We start from the raw sequence: 16,684 nt of genomic DNA on the forward strand, positions 1-16,684 counted from the left end.
TGCGGCCATAGCACAGGCCGCGGCCGGCCCGCACCTCACGCTCAAGCTTTCGCCGCGTGTCAGCGGCGGATGCCGAAGGACGGCCCGGCCGGCGGCGGAACGTTGAGCGGCGCACGCTGGATCTGGTTGCGGATGGCGCTGTTCTCCAAAGTCTGGCGCTGTTCGAAGTTGCGGTTCTGGTTCTGGTACTCGAACGACTGGTTCTGCCGGCTCGTGGCGCCGCGATTGCCGGGGCTCTGGGCCCAAGCGGGCGTCAGTGCCGGAGTCAGGGTGGTGAGCAGGGTAAGGAGGGCGAGAGACGGGGCGCGCATGGCCTCGCATCCTTCATCGATGAGGGGTTCGGGTTTCCCGAGTGACGCGTGAGGGGGGCCGCCGGTTCCGGATCGGGTCTCGACGGCGTTCGCCTTTTGGTCCAGGGATGCGCGCATGATGCAAGAGCCCAACGACGCGCCCGGCGCGTTCCGGCCGCGCCCGTCCGACGACGAAGCGCCGTCGGCCCCGACCTCCATCGCCGCCCGCGCCATGGCTGCCCTGCGACCCGAGGGCGCGTCCTACCTCTCCGGCCTCAACCCGGAGCAGCGCCGCGCCGTGGAGGCGACGGAGGGCCCCGTGCTCGTGCTGGCGGGCGCGGGCACCGGCAAGACGCGGGTTCTGACGACGCGCATCGCCCACCTCATCGCCACCGGCAAGGCGCGTCCCTACGACATCCTCTCGGTGACCTTCACCAACAAGGCCGCCCGCGAGATGAAGCACCGCATCGGCGGGCTGATCGGGCCGGCGGGCGAGGGCATGCCCTGGCTCGGCACCTTCCACGCCATCGGCACCAAGATCCTGCGCCGCCATGCCGAACTCGTCGGGCTGAAATCCGACTTCACGATTCTCGGCACCGACGACCAGCTCCGCCTGATGAAGCAGGTCATCAGCGACCAGAACATCGACGAGAAGCGCTGGCCGGCGCGCTCGCTGGCCCACACCATCGACGGCTGGAAGAACCGGGGCTTGAGTCCCGAACAGGTGCCGCCGGGCGAGGCGCAGTCCTTCGCCTTCGGCAAGGGCGGGCAGCTCTACGCGGCGTATCAGGCCCGGCTCGCGACGCTCAACGCGGTCGATTTCGGCGACCTCCTGCTGCTCTGCCTCAAGCTGTGGCGCGAGAATCCGGACATCCTGGCCAATTACCAGGACCGCTTCCGCTACATCCTCGTGGACGAGTACCAGGACACCAACGTCGCACAGTATCTCTGGTTGAGGCTTCTCGCCCAGGCGCGGAAAAACGTCGCCTGCGTCGGCGACGACGATCAGTCGATCTACGGCTGGCGCGGCGCCGAGGTCGACAACATCCTGCGCTTCGAGCACGACTTCCCCGGCGCCACCGTGGTGCGGCTGGAGCGCAATTACCGCTCGACCGGCCACATCCTCGCCGCGGCGTCCGGGCTCATCGCCAAGAACGAGGGACGCCTTGGTAAGACCCTGCGGACCGAGGACGAGGCGGGCGAGCCCGTCACGGTCACGGGCTCATGGGATTCCGAGGAGGAGGCGCGTCAGGTCGCCGAATCGATCGAGTCTCTCCAGCGCAGGGGGCACGCGCTCTCGGAGATCGCGGTGCTGGTGCGGATCTCGGCGCAGATGCGCGAGATCGAGGACCGGTTCGTGCAGGTCGGCCTGCCCTATCGCGTCATCGGCGGCCCGCGCTTCTACGAGCGGGCCGAGATCCGCGACGCGCTGGCCTATCTGCGCGTCACCATGAACGGTGCCGACGACCTCGCTTTCGAGCGCATCTTCAACACGCCCAAGCGCGGCCTCGGCGACGCGACTCTCCAAACCCTGCACGCCTTCGCCCGCGCCGACCGGATCCCGCTGCTCGCCGCGGCGCGCAAGCTGATCGAGACCGACGAGCTGAAGCCGCGGGCCCGCTCGATGCTGCGCGGCCTCGTCGAGGGCTTTTCGCGCTGGGTGCGGCTGGTGGAGACCAAGCCGCATCCGGAGGTGGCGCAGACCATCCTGGAGGAATCCGGTTACACCGAGATGTGGCAGAAGGACCGTTCGGCCGACGCCGCCGGGCGGCTCGAAAACCTCAAGGAATTCGTCCGCTCGATGGAGGAATTCCCCGACATGGCCGCCTTCCTCGAACACGTCTCCCTCGTGATGGAAGCCTCGGAGGCGGAGGGGGCCGACCGCGTCTCGCTGATGACGCTGCACGCCGCCAAGGGGCTCGAATTCGACACCGTGTTCCTGCCGGGCTGGGAGGACGGCCTTTTCCCGAACCAGCGCGCCATCGACGAGAGCGGGCGGGCGGGCCTGGAGGAGGAGCGACGTCTCGCCCATGTCGGGCTCACCCGCGCCCGCAAGCGCGCCAAGCTGTCCTTCGCCGTCAACCGGCGCATCCACGGGCTGTGGTCCTCGACCATCCCCTCGCGCTTCATCGACGAGTTGCCGCCGCAGGCCGTGGACGTGGTCGAGGCCCCCGCGCATTTCTCGGCCGGCGCCTCACGCTTCGACCGCAACCCGACGCCGTTCGGCTCGTCCTACGGCACGCCGGGCTGGCAGCGGGCCCAGGCCAACACCGCGGGCGGGTTTGGAGGGGGACTGAACGGGGGACAGGGCCGGGGCGGCCGCGCGAGCGGTCCGCGGGAGATCGAGGGCGAGCTGGTCGCCAAATCCACGGGCGCGCCCTCCACCTTCGAGCACGGCCAACGAGTCTTCCACACCAAGTTCGGACCCGGCAACGTAGCCGGCATCGACGGCAACAAGCTCACCGTTGACTTCGACAAGGCCGGCCGGAAAATGGTGCTCGACAGCTTCCTCCAACCCGGTTGAAGCGTCCCGCCGGCGGCGATCCGCCGGCTGCGCCGCCGCCCGAGGAGGGCGACGCCCGCGATGGCCCAGGCAGGGATCGTCCCGATCCGCAGGCAGCGCCGAGAGGCGCATGTTTCATCGCTTCTTGGGTCAACGCTTCTTGGGTCATCGCTTCTTCGCAAAGCCGTCACGCCGCCGTCGCCCCCGCCTGCAACCCTTGCGGCGTGGGCGAAGCGTTGCCTGAAAGCCGCTCTCCACAGCCTTCATGTTGCGCCGTGGAACCGACTCATAGGGTTTGGCTTTGCTCTTGCGTACAGTTGAACGAAGATCGGCAATGTCTTCGCCGAATCGAAGGAGAGTCGCGGAAGTCGAGACGGGTTGAAAAAGCGAGTTTGCGAGAGTCACGCACGAGTCAAGGTGGAGTATCGATCCATGAAGAGACGACGCGCACGGCTTGAACTGGTTGAGGACCGACCGATCCGGATGCATCGCACCCGCTTCGACGAGGAACGTAACCCCGCACCGATCCAACCACTGACCGATCGACAAGGTCAGTACCTCGACGCCCTCGCGTCATCTTCGCAAGTCATCGTCTTAGGACCGGCCGGCACCGGAAAGACTTTCATCGCCGGCACCCGCGCCGCCGATCTTCTCCGCCAGCGCCGGATTTCGAAGGTCGTCATCACCCGCCCCAACGTGCCGTCCGGCCGTTCACTCGGCTTCTTCCCCGGCACGCTCGAAGAGAAGATCGCGCCCTGGGTCGCGCCGCTCACCGAAACCATGAAAGAGCGCATGGGTGCGGCCGCCTTCGACATCGCGGTGAAAGCCGGTGACATCGAAGTGGTGCCGTTCGAAGTGATGCGCGGACGCACCTTCAAGAACTGCCTCGTGATCCTCGACGAGGCGCAGAACACCACGACCGCCGAGATCAAGATGTTCCTGACCCGCATCGGCGACGATTGCCAGGTCATCATCAACGGCGACGTGTCCCAGACCGACCTGCGCGAGACATCGGGGCTTCGCACCGTCATCCACCTCGTGAAGAGCCGGATGATGACGATCCCGATCGTGGAGTTCACCCTCGACGACATCGTCCGCTCCGGCATCTGCGCGGAATGGGTCAGGGCGTTCGAGGAAGAGAAGCTCTAGTAAACACGGTGGCCTGACGGTGAATGATGACGGGGCAAGGATTGCCTCGTCATCATTGGCGAGCCGCCGTCAGATCTCGGCGCCCCTCTCGAGCACCCTCGTCTCGACCATGTCGGCGGGTTCGTAGAGCCATCGCCCGACGATGCCGGCCGCGATCGCTCCAGCGATCGGCGCAAGCCAGAACAGCCAGAGCTGCGCGATGTAGTCCGGCCCTGCAAACAGGGCCGGCCCCGTGCTGCGCGCCGGGTTGACCGAGGTGTTGGTCACGGGAATCGAGATCAGGTGGATGAGCACGAGGGCAAACCCGATGGGGATGCCGGCAAAGCCCGCCGCCGCGCCCTTCGACGTTGTGCCGACGATGATGAACAGGAAGATGAACGTCGTCAGGACTTCGGTGATCAGGCAGGCGGCGAGGCCGTACTTGCCGGGGCTGAGTTCGCCATAGCCGTTCGAGGCGAACCCGTTCGGCACCCAGCCGGCCTTGCCGGAGGCGATGGTGTAGAGGGTAAAGGCCGCGACCGTTGCACCGATGACCTGGGCGATGACGTAGGGCAAGACGTGCCGGCTCGCGCAGCGTCCGGCCGACCACAATCCGAGCGTGACCGCCGGATTGAAATGGCCGCCCGAGATGTGGCCGACGGCGTAGGCCATCGTCAGCACAGTGAAGCCGAAGGCGAAGGCGACGCCGAGGAAGCCGATCCCCAGTTCGGGAAAGGCCGCGGAGAGGACGGCCGCACCGCAGCCGCCGAAGGTCAGCCAGAACGTACCGAAGAATTCGGCGGTCGTCCGACGCATCGTATCGTGATCCATGGCGACACCTCTTGCTGAGAGGGTCGCGCGGCGCGCACTCATCGATCGTGTCGAAGGTTCAATCGGCGCACCGCGAGACCGAGGTCGTCTGCGTCGGCACCCGCCGGGACGCATCGGGCGAGGATTTCACGCGCCGATTGCGCCGACAATGATCGGCGTCATAGGTCGAGCGGCATGAAGAAGTCGTACCACCTCCGTGTCCGCCACGTCCTCACGGGCGATTCTGCGCTCTCACAGCTTCGATCAGGACCACGCCATGCGGAGGGTCGCCCGCTTCGGGAGCGGCTTTCTGACAGGCGTCCACAGCGTGCCGCCCCCGCTAGGGAAAGGAGGCACGAACGGCAGCATGATGCCGCTCAACGAGCCACGCAAAGCCGTCATTTCAGGCAGCGGCGACGCCCTTGATCCGCAGCGGTCCGACACTCTTGCCGTCGAGCAATTGGCGCAGCCGTTCGACATCGTCGAAATTGTTTGACGTCAGCTCGGTGATGTCGCCCTCGACCAGCGCATCGACATGGCGGCAGCGGCGACGGTGGGTGCCCGCCGGACAGGAGCAACGCAGATACGGCCCGTCCGTCCGCTCCTCGAATTCGAGCTGGTAGCGGTTGCCGGTGCTGCCGCGCATGGCGAAGCGCAGCGCATTGGTGGGTCGGAGATCGACGATGCCCGAGGCGCGCAGCGCCTTCGCCGAAGTCGAGCGGGTCATGTCCCGGCGCGGCGTGGTGAGGGCACGGATCGGAGTGAGTCCGAGGCCGCGAGCGAGGTCGCCGATGTCGGCCGCACCCGTCTCGCGCAGGGCCGCGAGCGCGATCTCGGCGCAGGCAAAGGCATCCTCGCCCGCATCGTGGTGCTCGAAGCGGATGCCGAGGCGGCCCGCCACCTTGGCGAGGCCGTGGCCGGCGGGATCGGGGAACACGCGCCGGGCGATCTGGAGGGTGCAGTGGCCGGCCATGTCCGGCACCGGCTCGCCCCAGGCAGCGAGCGAGGCGGCGAGCACGCCCATGTCGAAGCCGGCATTATGCGCGAGCATCAACCCGCCCGACAGGTCGGGCAGGAACTCGGCGATGACTTCGGGAAAGGTCGGCGCGTCGCGCACGTCCGCCGGCAGGATGCCGTGAACGCGGATATTGCCGGGCGAGAACCGCAACTGCGGCGGGCGGATCAGCCGGGATTCGCGCCGCACCACGCGGCCCCCCTCGATCCAGGCAAGCCCGACCGCGCAGGCGCTGTCGCGCCGCTCGTTGGCGGTCTCGAAATCGATCGCGACGACCTTCATGGGATTGAGATTAAGGGGTCACGGACTCATCCCGCAAGGCGCGGACGGCTTTAACCGTCGTTCGGCTGGCCGAGCCGGCGGTCGAAAATCGTCCGCACCGTCCGCCGTTCCTCGTCCAGCCGGGCACTAAGCGCCTTGGCATCGGGCAGGTTGGCGGCGCGGGCGAGGCGGGCGAGCGCCACGTCGGAGGCCTGCGTCGGGTCGCCCTCGACCATCAGGCGCTGCCACTGGTGCACGTCGTCGAGGAGCCGGTAGGCTTCGGCCAGTGGCTCCGCCTCGTCCGCCGCGATGATCCCGCAACCGGCGGCGCGGGAAAACACCTCGGGCGCATCGAGGCCGATCAGATCGGGATGGGTGTGGGCATGGCCGAGGACCAGGGCCTGCGCCAGAAAATCGAGGTCGAGCAGGCCGCCGGGGCTGAGCTTGAGGTCGAGGGGGCCGTGATCGCCCTTCTCGTTCTCGACCGTGGCGCGCATGCTCCGCACGGAGCGGTTCACCGTGTCGGCGTCACGCGGCTGCATCAGCGCGTCACGGATCGTCGCTTTCGCCTCCTCGGCGAGGCTTTCGTCACCGGCAATCACACGGGCGCGGGTCAGCGCCATGTGCTCCCAGAGTTCTGCCTCTTCACGCTGGTAGGCGCGGAAGCTGCGGAACTGCGCCGCCACCGCACCCTGGCCCCCGCCGGGACGCAGGCGCAAATCCACCTCGTAGAGCAGGCCGCGGCGGGTCGGGGCAGTGAGTGCTGCGACGAGTCGCTGGGTCAACCGGTTATAGGCCACCGCCGCATCGAGGGGTTTGGGGCCGGTGCTGGTGCGGTTCTCCGGGTCGAAATCGTAGAGCACCACGAGGTCGAGGTCCGACTCCGCGGTGAGTTGGTGCGAGCCGAGGCGGCCGTAGCCGAGCACGACGATGCGGCCATTCGGAATCGGGCCGTGATCGGCGAAGAATGTTTTCGAGACGGCGTCCAGCGCCGTCGCCACCGCGGCGTCGGCGATCGCCGAGAAGGCGCGGCCGGCTGCCTGCGGCGTCAGGATGCCGGAGAGAAGCCGCGCCCCGGTGAGGAAGCGGAGTTGCCGGGCCGCGTCGCGGCTGCGGTCGAGAAACACCTCGTGGCTGTCGGGCCGGCCGAGCAGGGCACTGTAATGCGCGGCGATCGCTCCGGCATCGACCGACGGGTCGCCGAAATCGGGGTCGATCACCGCGTCGAGCACGTGCGGCGAGAAGGCGACGGTGCCTGCCAAGCGCGGGGCGCTGCCGAGCAGGTCGGCAAAGAGCAGCCGCAGGCGCTCATGTTCACGCAGGATGGTCAGCAGCTCCACCGCCGCCGGCATCCGGCCAAAGGCGCGGTCGAGGTTGGCCAGGGCCGCATCCGGATCGGGCGTACCCGAGAGCGCCTTGAGCAGGGCCGGAACCAATTCGGTCAGCACCTCGCGGGCGCGGGGGCTGCGCACCGCCGCCCGCCGCCCGAAATGCCAGCCGCGCACGGTGTCGGTGACGCGCTCGGGATCGCGGAAGCCGAGGCTGCGCAGGGTGGCCAAAGTCGCCGGATCGTCGGCGGCGCCGCTGAAGACGAGGTCGCCCACCTCGGAGGAGAGATCGGGCCCGGCCTCGAACAGCAAGGCATAGTGCGCCTGCACCCGGCGGGCATGGGCGAGCAGGGCCGCCTCGAAACCGGCGAGGTCGGCAAAGCCCGCGAACCGGGCGAAATTCTCGAGTTCGGTCCGGTCGGTCGGCAGGCGTTGGGTCTGCTCGTCGCGCACCATCTGCAGGCGGTGCTCGACCGTGCGCAGGAAGGCGTAGGCCGCGCCGAGTTCATCGCGCGCCTCCGCTGAGATCCAGCCATCCTCGTGCAGCTTGGCCAGCATCGGCACGGTGGAGCGCCCGCGCAGCATCGGGCGCCGGCCGCCGAAGACGAGTTGCTGGGTCTGGACGAAAAACTCGATCTCGCGGATGCCGCCGCGTCCGAGCTTGATGTCGTGGCCGGCCACCGCCAGCGCCTCGTGCCCGCGCACGGCGTGGATCTGCCGCTTCATCGCGTGCACGTCGGCGATCGCCGCGAAGTCGAAATACTTGCGCCAGACGAAGGGCGTGAGGTCGGCCAGGAACCGCTCGCCCGCCGGGATGTCGCCGGCAATGGCGCGGGCCTTGATGAAGGCCGCCCGCTCCCAGTTCTGGCCCGTGGTCTCGTAATAGACGTAGGCCGAGGCGAGACTCATCGCGGTCGGCGTCGAACCGGGATCGGGACGCAGGCGGTAATCGACCCGATGGACGTAGCCGTCGCGGGTGCGCTCCTGCAGCAGCTTCGAGACGCCCTGCGCCAGCTTGGTGAAGAACGGCGTCGGCTCCAGCCCCGGCTTCAGCGGCGCGGCCTCCGGATCGAAGAACACGATCACGTCGATATCGCTCGAATAATTCAGCTCGCGTCCGCCGAGCTTGCCTAAGCCCAGCACGACGAGACCCGAGCCGGCCTGCGGCTCGCTCGCATCCTTCGGCAGGAAGCGGCCGGCGGCGGCCGCTTGCAGCAGCATCGCATCGACGGCCGCCGACACCGAGGCGTCGGCGAAATCGGACAACGCGGCGGTCACCCGCTCCAGCGGCCAGAGACCGCCGATATCGGCGAGCGCGACGAGGAGCGCGTGCTCGGCCCGGTTCCGCCGCAGGGTCTTGCCGACCGCATCGAGGTCGGGCGCGGCGCCCTCCCCCGCCCGGCCGGCGGCGCGCTGAGCAGCAATGATGCGGGCGTCGGTCGCTTCCGGCGCCTCTTCGAACAGGCGGACGAGGCGGGCAGGATCGCGCGAAGCGAGCGACCACAGGAAGGTCGAGTGGTCGGCAAGCGCCGCGAGGAGGTCGCGGGCCGGGCCCTCGCGCAGGGTGTCGGGAAGCGCGTCGGCGATCTCGTCGAGGCGCGCCTGCGCCGCCTCGGGGTTCGAGAGCGGCGGGGCCTGCCCCAGCCGCGCGATCAGGGGCGCCGTGCCGTCGTCGCGGGCAATCTGCCCGTCGTGTCGCCTGCCCATGCCGTCCCTTCTTCGCTTCGAAGCGTCCGCATCGCCGTCGCGCCGCGGCCCTGCCCATCAAACGCGCAAATCGGGTTCTGCCAAGGGCATTTCGGGACGGCACGACAGTTCCGCTCCGAGCGGCACGATCGCAGCCGAGACGCCGGGGGCAGCGATGGTGATCCGGTCGTTCATGCGAAGGCTCTCCGTTCCGCACGTCCAAGTTCTGGCTTGAGACGCCGCGAGCACAAGAGGGCGCGCGTCAGGGCGGCGTCGAAGGCCATCGCGCGATCGCCTCGTGCCCGGCCGGCGTCAGCGCGTAGACGCCGTGGCCGGTGCGCTCGAACCAGCCGTAGACGTTGCGGCGGAGGATGGCGGCAGCCGTCGGGACGGCGCTCGTCAGGTCGCGCGGGCGCAGCGGCCCGGGCGCCAGGGCGCGGGCGCAGAGGAGGGCCTGCTGGCGATAGGCGGTCATCACCGGCGCGCGCGAACCGCCGCCGGCCACGGGGTCGCCCTGTCGGCGGCGATGCTCGTTCAAAAGGCGCGAGCGCCGCTTGGGATCGCGCCGGGGCATCGGTGCTCCAGGGCCGAGAAGGACATGGACGCCGTCGTCGGCACCGACGCCGAGAAGGCCGAAGCCGAGGCGCCGGCACAGGTTGCGGAAGCGCGCATCGGCCTCCCGCCCCTTGCCGCGCACCGACAGGCGCGCCGCCAGCCACACCTCGTCGCAGGCGCCGGCGCGATCCACGGCCTGCAGCACGAGTTCCAGGTTGAAGCTCTGCTTCAGCTCGCACACCACCAGCACCGGCGGCTCGCCCTCGCGCACGCCCAGGAGGTCGCAGCCGCCGATCTCGCCTTTGACGGCAAAGCCGAGGGTTTCGAGGAAGCCCTTCACCGGCGCGTAGAGCGCCGTTTCCGGCGGGCGGGCGGACGCGTTCATGGCCGCGGCGACCGGCAAGCGCGGGAGGCCGGGCGGATGGGGCGGAGCGGAGGGATCATCGGGCGACACGCGCGAGGCAGATACCACCCGAAGCGCGAGACCTCCACCGCGCGACGCGTCTTCCCGCTCCCCCCGTCAGACCGGATCGCGCCGCGCCGAGCCCGGCCAGCGCCGCCTCAATGGTCAGGGCGAACCGGTCGAAGCGGTGGCCCTGCAAGCCGCTCTGACGATCGCGCGAACGAAGACAGCGTGTCGGAGCCGTCCCTCGGCCCCGGCGCCCTGCCTCAAAAGAATTCTTTCGCGGCCCGGCCGTCCTATCATGAAGGGCTTACGGGAGCAGACACACGCTTTCTTCAGTTGATCCCAGCTGGGCCGGAGCGGCATCCTCTCGCGGTACTTCCGGCGGACGACACGGCGACCAAGGGCGAAAGCGAATCGATGAGCAGCACCACCCTCGTTCCCTTCGCCGAAGCCGCCGTTTTCACGCTCGGTTGCGCCCTGATTGCGAGCCGTCGGTTCGAACCGCAGCGGGTCGGAGCGGTGCTGGGGCTCGCCACCGTCACGCTCTCGGTCCTGCTGGTGGTCCTCGCGCTCCCCGGTAGCCCGCTGGCGACGCTCGCCGACCCCGACGGCGTGCGCAATTTCCTAAACTGAATCCGCTTCAAGCCGCGCCGGCCGGCAGGCTCAGCGTGACGGCGAGCCCGGGAGCATTGTCGGCAAGCTCAAGGCGTCCGCCATGCAGCCGGGCCACGGCCGCGACGAGGCTGAGGCCCAGGCCGAAGCCGGGGCGTGTGCGGGCGGCATCGAGGCGCACGAACCGGTCGAGCACCCGCTCGCGCTCGGCTTCCGGGATGCCGGGGCCGCGATCCGCCACCCGGAGCTGGACGACGCCATCGGCGCGCCCGGCGCTGACCGTGATCTCCTGCGGGCCGGACGCAGGGGAGCAGGCACCGTACTTGATGGCGTTGTCGAGGAGGTTGGCGATCGCCTGCCCAACCAACTCGCGGTTGCCGTCGAGAATCAGGTCCGGCTCGATCTCGACGGTCAGGCTCAGGCCCCTGTCCTCGGCCAACGGCTCGTAGAGTTCAGCCACCTCCCGCGCCACTGCCCCGGCATCGAAGCGACTGACGCTCTCGGGCGCGTTGCCGGCCTCCAGGCGGGCGATGGTGAGAAGCGCGTTGAACACCCGGATCAGCCCGTCGCTATCCTCGATCACACCTTCCATCGCCGTGCGCAGGGCCTCCGGCGTCTCGGCCGTGCGCAGGGCCTCGTCGGCCCGGTTGCGCAATCGGGTCAGCGGCGTCTTGAGGTCGTGGGCGATGTTGTCTGAGACTTCCCGCATGCCGCGCATCAGTTCGCCGATGCGCTCCAGCATCAGGTTGAGGTTCTGGGCGAGGCGGTCCAGTTCGTCCCCGGTGCCGCCGACCCGCAAGCGGCCGTCGAGATCGCCCGCCATGATGGTGCGGGTGGTCTCGGTCATGTCGTCGACGCGCTTCAGCACGCGGCTCGCCACGAACCAGCCGCCGAGCACGCCGAGCAGCACGACGAGAGCGAGCGAGGAGCCGAAGGTATTGCCGATTGCCGCGCGCAGGTGGTCGCGCTCCTCGGTGTCGCGGCCGACAACGAGGCGGAAGCCCCCGGCGAGGTTGAAGACCCGCATGATCGCGCGATGCTCGCTCGGGCCCGAATCGGAGCCGCGCCCGTAATAGCTCTCGTACTGGCCGGACCGGGCGAGGATGTCGGCCGGCAGCCGGCTGACGTTGCCGACGATGTGCTCGCCCGCGGGCGTGGTCACGAGATAGAGCGAGGCGCCGGGCTCCTTGGCGCGCCGTTCCACCACGGCGATGAGGCGGCGCAGCCCGCCCGCCGTGTATTGCTCAGACAGCCCGTTGATCTCGGCATCGATGGTCGAGAGGATCTGATCGTCGAGCACCCGCCGCGCGTTCCAGGCGACGTAGCCGAGGCCGAGCGAGGCCAGCACCGCGAACAGCACGAGATAGGCGAGCGACAGCTTGAACGCGGTCGTGCGGAAGATCTTTCCGAGGCGCGCGAGGAGGCCGTCCGGCGGCGGCGATGCGGCGGTCGGGCTCACGGGGCTTGCGGCTCGTCCGCCCGGATGACGTAGCCCGCGCCGCGCACCGTGTGGATCATCGGGTGCTCGAAGCCGCGGTCGATCTTCGCGCGCAGGCGCGAGACGTGGACGTCGATGACGTTGGTCTGCGGATCGAAATGGTAGTCCCAGACATGCTCCAGCAGCATCGTCCGAGTCACGACCTGCCCGGCATGGCGCATGAGGTATTCGAGCAGACGGAACTCGCGGGGTTGGAGCACGATCTCGCGGCCCGCCCGCGTCACCCGGTGCGAGAGCCGGTCGAGTTCGAGGTCGCCGACCCGGTAGGCGGTGGCCTCGCTCTGGCCGGTCGCGGCCGTGCGGCGGCGGGCCAGCACCTCGGTGCGGGCGAGAAGCTCGGAGAAGGCGTAGGGCTTCGGGAGATAGTCGTCGCCGCCGGCCCTCAGCCCCTTCACCCGGTCATCCACCTGGCCCAGCGCCGAGAGGATGAGGACCGGCGTGGCGATCTCCTGCTCGCGCAGGGAGCGCACGAGCGAGAGCCCGTCGAGCTTCGGCAACATGCGATCGACGATCAGCACGTCGTAATCGCCCTCGCGGGCGAGCGCATAGCCATCGAGGCCGTCGCCCGCATGGTCCACCGCGTGCCCGGCTTCCCGGAACGCTTTGACCAGATAGGCGGCGGCCTCGCGGTCGTCCTCGATGATAAGCAGGCGCATGACGCCTGTCAGATACGCTTCGCCGCTCAGGAGCGCGAGGCGTTCACCGACAATTCCGGCTTGTGGTTGAGGGTCTGGAACACGACGCAGTAGCGCTCGGTCAGCTTCAGGAGCTGGTCGAGCTTCTCCTGGGGAGCGTCGGTGTCGAGGTCGAACTTCAGGCGGATCGAGCGGAAGCCCACCGGCGCCTCCTTGTCGACGCCGAGCGTGCCGCGGAAGTCGAGGTCGCCCTCGGCGCTGACCGTGCCGGCCTTGAGCGGGATTTCGAGCGCGGTCGCCACCGCCTTCACCGTCACGCCCGCGCAGGCGACCAGCGCTTCGAGCAGCATGTCGCCGGAGCAGAGTTCGGCGCCCGAACCGCCGGTGGCGGGGTGCAGGCCGGCCACGGCCAGCGCGCGGCCGGTCTCGACCTTGCAGGCGATGCTGGTGTCGTCCAGCGAGCCCTTCGCCTTGAGCGTGATGACGGCGGAATCCGGCGTCTCACGGTACTTGTTCTTGAGCGGGGCCTGGAGAGCGCGCAGAGCGTCGGCGTCCATGGATTTCCTCGGGTTTTCTTGGTGGCGCGTTTTCTTGGTGTCGAGGATTTAGCGGCTTTCGCGAGTCCGCGACACCTCAGAACGAGCTGCCGCCGGCGAGTTCCGGTGCACGGGAGGCGTCGCGCGGGCGCAGCGAATGATCGAGGGCGGCAAGGATGTTGCGGGTCGCCGCCTCGCTCGTCGGCGCCGCCGGGTCGCGCGGCCGGCGCATCGGAAGGGCCACCGTGTCGTCGAGGCGGCCGGGGCGCGGGCGCATGACGATGGCGCGGTCGGCGAGCGCCACCGCCTCGGCGACGTCGTGGGTGACGATCAGCACCGTCGGCCGCACCTCCTCCCACAGGGCGAGGAGATGGCGGTGGAGATCCTTGCGGGTGAAGGCATCGAGCGCCGAGAACGGCTCGTCGAGGAGCAGCACACGCGGGTTGGCCACGAACGCCCGTGCGATCGAGACGCGCTGCTGCTGCCCACCGGACAGTTCGCGGGGCCAGCGCCCGGCCTGTTCGGCGAGGCCGACCCGCTCCAGGGCGTGGGCGACGCGCTCCCGCCGCTCGCGCCTCGGCAGGTGATCGATGCCGAAGCCGACATTCTCGGCGACTGTCAGCCAGGGCAGCAGGCGCGGCTCTTGGAACACGAGGCCGACGCCGGGATGGGGCCCGGTGATCGGTTCACCGTCGAGGGCGATGTCGCCCGCGCTCGGCCGGTCGAGCCCGGCGATGAGGCGCAGCAGCGTGGTCTTCCCGCAGCCCGAGCCGCCGATCAGCGCGACGATCTCGGCATTGGGCATCTGAAGGTCGATGCCCTCCAGCGCGCGGGTGCCGTCGGCATAGGTCTTGGACAGGCTCTGGATGCTCAGCATGGCGGCCTCACAGCGTCTCGCGCGCCGTGTCCTGCCAGCGCACCAACGGGCTGGTCAGGGCGACGAGCCCGGCATCGGCGGCCTTGCCGACCACGGCGAAGCTGATGATCGCGGCCAGGATCTGGTCGGGCTTGCTGAATTGCTGACCGTCGAGAAGCAGGTAGCCGAGCCCCTCGGAGGCCCCCATCAGTTCGGCGGCGACCACGAACAGGAAGCCGAGGCCGAGCCCGGTGCGGAGCGCCGTCAGGGTGGCCGGCAGCACGGCCGGCAGGAGGATGCGCCGGGCGAGCGCAACCTTCGAGAGGCGGAAGATGCGGCCGACCTCCACCAGCTTGCGATCGACCGAGGCGATGGCGCCGGCCACGCCGATGTAGACGGGAAAGAACACCCCGACCGCGATCAGGGCGACCTTCGGCGTCTCGAGAATGCCGAACCACAGGATGAACAGCGGCACCCAGGCGAGCGAGGGGACGGCGCGCAGGGCCTGAAGGCTCGGATCGACCAGCCAGCGCAGGGTCGGCAGCGTCGCGGTGAGCGCGCCCGCGAGGATGCCGGCGCCGGCCCCGAAGGCGAAGCCGAGGCCGACACGGATCAGGGTCGCCTCGACATGGGTCCAGAGTTCGCCCGAGGCCGCGAGCGTCCAGAGCGCGGCCGCGACCCGGCTCGGCGGCGGAAGGAGTCGCCCGGAGGCGAGCCCGGCCGCGACGGCCGCCTCCCAGCCGAGCGCCAGGACGAGCGGCAGCAGCAGGCCGAGCGCCAGCCGCGCCCCGCCCCCCAGAAGAGCGGAGCGGCGCGCAGGAACCGCTTTCGGCTCCGTGTCGTCGGAGAGAACGGTGGTGACGCTCATGCCAGGGTGCCGCGCCGGATCTGCATCGTGTTCTCGAAAAGACTCGTCCGGGTCGGCCGTTCAGCGCCGCGCATCGGTCGCCGCGCGCAGCGCGAGCCCCGCCAGCACCGTCCCCATGAACCAGCGTTGCGCGAGGAGCCAGAGGGGCCGCCCCTTCAGGAACGCAGCGACGGACCCGGCGGACAGGACGATCACCGCGTTCACCGCGAGACTCACCGCGATCTGGAGGAGGCCGAGCGCAAGGGATTGCGTCAGCACCCCGCCCGCCGCCGGATCGATGAATTGCGGCAGCAACGACAGGTACATCACCGCGATCTTGGGGTTCAGCACGCTCGTCAGGAAGCCCATGGCGACGAGCCGCCCCGCCCCGTCGGGCGGTAGCGGGCGGGTGTCGAAGGGCGAACGTCCGCCGGGCCGAACGGCCTGCCACGCGAGGAAGAAGAGGTAGGCCGCACCGGTCCAGCGCAGGGCATCGTAGGCGAAGGGCACGGCCACGAGGAGGGCGGTGATGCCGAAGGCCGCGCAGAGCAGATAGACGACGAAGCCCGCCGCGACACCCGTCAGCGACACCAACCCGGCCGCTTGTCCCTGCACGACGGTGCGCGAGACGAGGTAGGCCATGTTCGGGCCGGGCGTGAGCACCATCCCGAGGCAGACCAGGGCAAAGGCGGCGAGGTGCGCGGCGTCCGGCATCGGCAGGCTCAGCGGGTCGGGGCCGGGTTGAACTGCGGATCGATCAGACCGTCCACCGCCGCCGCCACGTCGGTGGACGCGGGGATCACGCCCGCCTGCTGCAGGGCAAGGCCGGCGGCGCGGATGCTCTCGGCCTGGACCGAACCGACGGCGGGCTGGCTCAGGTCCGTGCGCTCGATCTGCTTGGCGATGACCGCTTCGGGCAGCTTGGTGGCCGAGACGAGCGCGCTCTTCAGGGCGTCCGGGTTGGCGAGCGCGTAGGTGCGGGCCTGTTCGTAGGCGGCGATGACCACCTTCACGAGATCGGGATGGGCCTTGGCGAAATCCTCGCGCACGTCGAGCACGCCCCAGGTGTTGGCGGCGGCATCGCGGTGGAACAGCACGTCGCCGCTCTCGATCTCGGCGGCGGCCATCATCGGATCGAGCCCGGCCCAGGCATCGACGTCGCCGCGGTCGAGCGCCGTGCGGCCGTCGGCGTGCTGGAGCAGGACGAGCTTGGCATCCTTCTCGGTGAGTCCGGCACCCTGGAGGGCGCGGATCAGGAAGATGTGGGGATCGGTGCCGCGGGTGACGGCGATGCGCTTGCCCTTGAGGTCGGCGGGTTTGCCGATCCCGGTCTCCTTGCGGGTGACGAGCGCGGTCCATTCCGGCCGGGAATAGGCGTAGACGACCTTGATCGGGTTGCCGTTGATGCGCGCCAGGAGTGCGGCCGCCCCGGCCGAAGAGCCGAAATCGATGGCGCCGCCGTTCAGGAATTCGAGCGCCTTGTTGGAGCCGAGCGACTGGACCCAGCGCACCTTGATGCCGCGGGCCTTCAGCGCCTCTTCCAGAAAGCCCTTCTCCTTCAGGACGAGGCTGACCGGATTGTAGGTCGCCCAGTCGAGCCGGATCTCGGAGACGTCGGCAGCCCGCAGGTTCGAACCGGTCGCGAGGAGGCCGAACAATCCGGCGAAGGCGGAGAGGACGGTGCGGCGTCGAATCATGCGGCTGTCTCCCATATCGGC

The 16,684-nt window shown here is 69.5% G+C and carries 15 protein-coding genes; 3 read left to right on the forward strand and 12 right to left on the reverse strand.

From position 1 onward, the window contains the following. Positions 1 to 59 precede the first annotated feature (59 nt). The gene (locus OVA30_RS22690) at positions 60 to 311 is read right to left on the reverse strand and encodes a hypothetical protein (protein ID WP_003603766.1); all 252 of its coding nucleotides are present in this window, start codon (positions 309 to 311) and stop codon (positions 60 to 62) included. Positions 312 to 426: 115 nt separating this feature from the next. Between OVA30_RS22690 and OVA30_RS22695 the strand changes: the two genes are divergently transcribed. Together OVA30_RS22695 and OVA30_RS22700 are read left to right on the forward strand one after the other, a co-directional pair. Beyond that, positions 427 to 2,814: an ATP-dependent helicase gene (locus OVA30_RS22695; RefSeq protein WP_268177019.1), complete on the forward strand. Its 2,388-nt coding sequence runs from the start codon at positions 427 to 429 to the stop codon at positions 2,812 to 2,814. Between the two features lie 411 nt (positions 2,815 to 3,225). Then, the gene (locus OVA30_RS22700; RefSeq protein WP_003603768.1) at positions 3,226 to 3,942 is read left to right on the forward strand and encodes a PhoH family protein; all 717 of its coding nucleotides are present in this window, start codon (positions 3,226 to 3,228) and stop codon (positions 3,940 to 3,942) included. Between the two features lie 69 nt (positions 3,943 to 4,011). Here OVA30_RS22700 and aqpZ read toward each other — a convergent pair whose 3' ends face one another. From aqpZ to OVA30_RS22720, 4 genes are all read right to left on the reverse strand, one after another. Next, positions 4,012 to 4,752 (reverse strand): aquaporin Z, encoded by a 741-nt coding sequence (gene aqpZ / locus OVA30_RS22705; RefSeq protein WP_268177020.1) that lies wholly within the window; start codon positions 4,750 to 4,752, stop codon positions 4,012 to 4,014. 382 nt (positions 4,753 to 5,134) lie between these two features. Continuing rightward, positions 5,135 to 6,028, reverse strand: coding sequence for a 3'-5' exonuclease (locus tag OVA30_RS22710; protein ID WP_268177022.1), 894 nt, complete (start codon positions 6,026 to 6,028; stop codon positions 5,135 to 5,137). 50 nt (positions 6,029 to 6,078) lie between these two features. Then, positions 6,079 to 9,042, reverse strand: coding sequence for a bifunctional [glutamine synthetase] adenylyltransferase/[glutamine synthetase]-adenylyl-L-tyrosine phosphorylase (locus OVA30_RS22715; RefSeq protein WP_268177023.1), 2,964 nt, complete (start codon positions 9,040 to 9,042; stop codon positions 6,079 to 6,081). Between the two features lie 241 nt (positions 9,043 to 9,283). After that, the gene (locus tag OVA30_RS22720; protein WP_268177024.1) at positions 9,284 to 9,961 is read right to left on the reverse strand and encodes a DUF2161 domain-containing phosphodiesterase; all 678 of its coding nucleotides are present in this window, start codon (positions 9,959 to 9,961) and stop codon (positions 9,284 to 9,286) included. A 438-nt stretch (positions 9,962 to 10,399) separates the two neighbouring features. Here OVA30_RS22720 and OVA30_RS22725 point away from each other — a divergent pair, with 438 nt between their 5' ends. Then, entirely contained in the window at positions 10,400 to 10,615 is a 216-nt protein-coding gene (locus tag OVA30_RS22725) for a hypothetical protein (protein WP_012605502.1), read from the forward strand. Between the two features lie 7 nt (positions 10,616 to 10,622). Here OVA30_RS22725 and OVA30_RS22730 read toward each other — a convergent pair whose 3' ends face one another. The 7 genes from OVA30_RS22730 to OVA30_RS22760 all read right to left on the reverse strand — a co-directional run bounded on the left by OVA30_RS22730 (position 10,623) and on the right by OVA30_RS22760 (position 16,663). Beyond that, the gene (locus OVA30_RS22730) at positions 10,623 to 12,053 is read right to left on the reverse strand and encodes a HAMP domain-containing sensor histidine kinase (RefSeq protein WP_268177026.1); all 1,431 of its coding nucleotides are present in this window, start codon (positions 12,051 to 12,053) and stop codon (positions 10,623 to 10,625) included. After that, positions 12,050 to 12,748, reverse strand: coding sequence for a response regulator transcription factor (locus tag OVA30_RS22735; RefSeq protein ID WP_056114398.1), 699 nt, complete (start codon positions 12,746 to 12,748; stop codon positions 12,050 to 12,052). The genes OVA30_RS22730 and OVA30_RS22735 overlap by 4 nt, the downstream gene beginning before the upstream one ends. A gap of 26 nt (positions 12,749 to 12,774) precedes the next feature. Further along, positions 12,775 to 13,284, reverse strand: a complete 510-nt coding sequence (locus tag OVA30_RS22740; RefSeq protein WP_003600767.1) for an OsmC family protein — start codon at positions 13,282 to 13,284, stop codon at positions 12,775 to 12,777. Positions 13,285 to 13,360: 76 nt separating this feature from the next. Further along, on the reverse strand, positions 13,361 to 14,140 hold the full coding sequence (locus OVA30_RS22745; RefSeq protein ID WP_268177029.1) for an ABC transporter ATP-binding protein: 780 nt from the start codon (positions 14,138 to 14,140) through the stop codon (positions 13,361 to 13,363). Positions 14,141 to 14,147: 7 nt separating this feature from the next. Next, entirely contained in the window at positions 14,148 to 14,987 is an 840-nt protein-coding gene (locus OVA30_RS22750; RefSeq protein WP_012779024.1) for an ABC transporter permease, read from the reverse strand. A 60-nt stretch (positions 14,988 to 15,047) separates the two neighbouring features. After that, positions 15,048 to 15,680: a LysE family translocator gene (locus OVA30_RS22755; RefSeq protein ID WP_268177030.1), complete on the reverse strand. Its 633-nt coding sequence runs from the start codon at positions 15,678 to 15,680 to the stop codon at positions 15,048 to 15,050. A gap of 8 nt (positions 15,681 to 15,688) precedes the next feature. After that, on the reverse strand, positions 15,689 to 16,663 hold the full coding sequence (locus OVA30_RS22760) for an aliphatic sulfonate ABC transporter substrate-binding protein (RefSeq protein WP_268177032.1): 975 nt from the start codon (positions 16,661 to 16,663) through the stop codon (positions 15,689 to 15,691). Between the last annotated feature and the right edge of the window lie 21 nt (positions 16,664 to 16,684).

It is taken from the genome of Methylorubrum sp. SL192 (assembly GCF_026672325.1).
Lineage (GTDB): Bacteria > Pseudomonadota > Alphaproteobacteria > Rhizobiales > Beijerinckiaceae > Methylobacterium > Methylobacterium extorquens.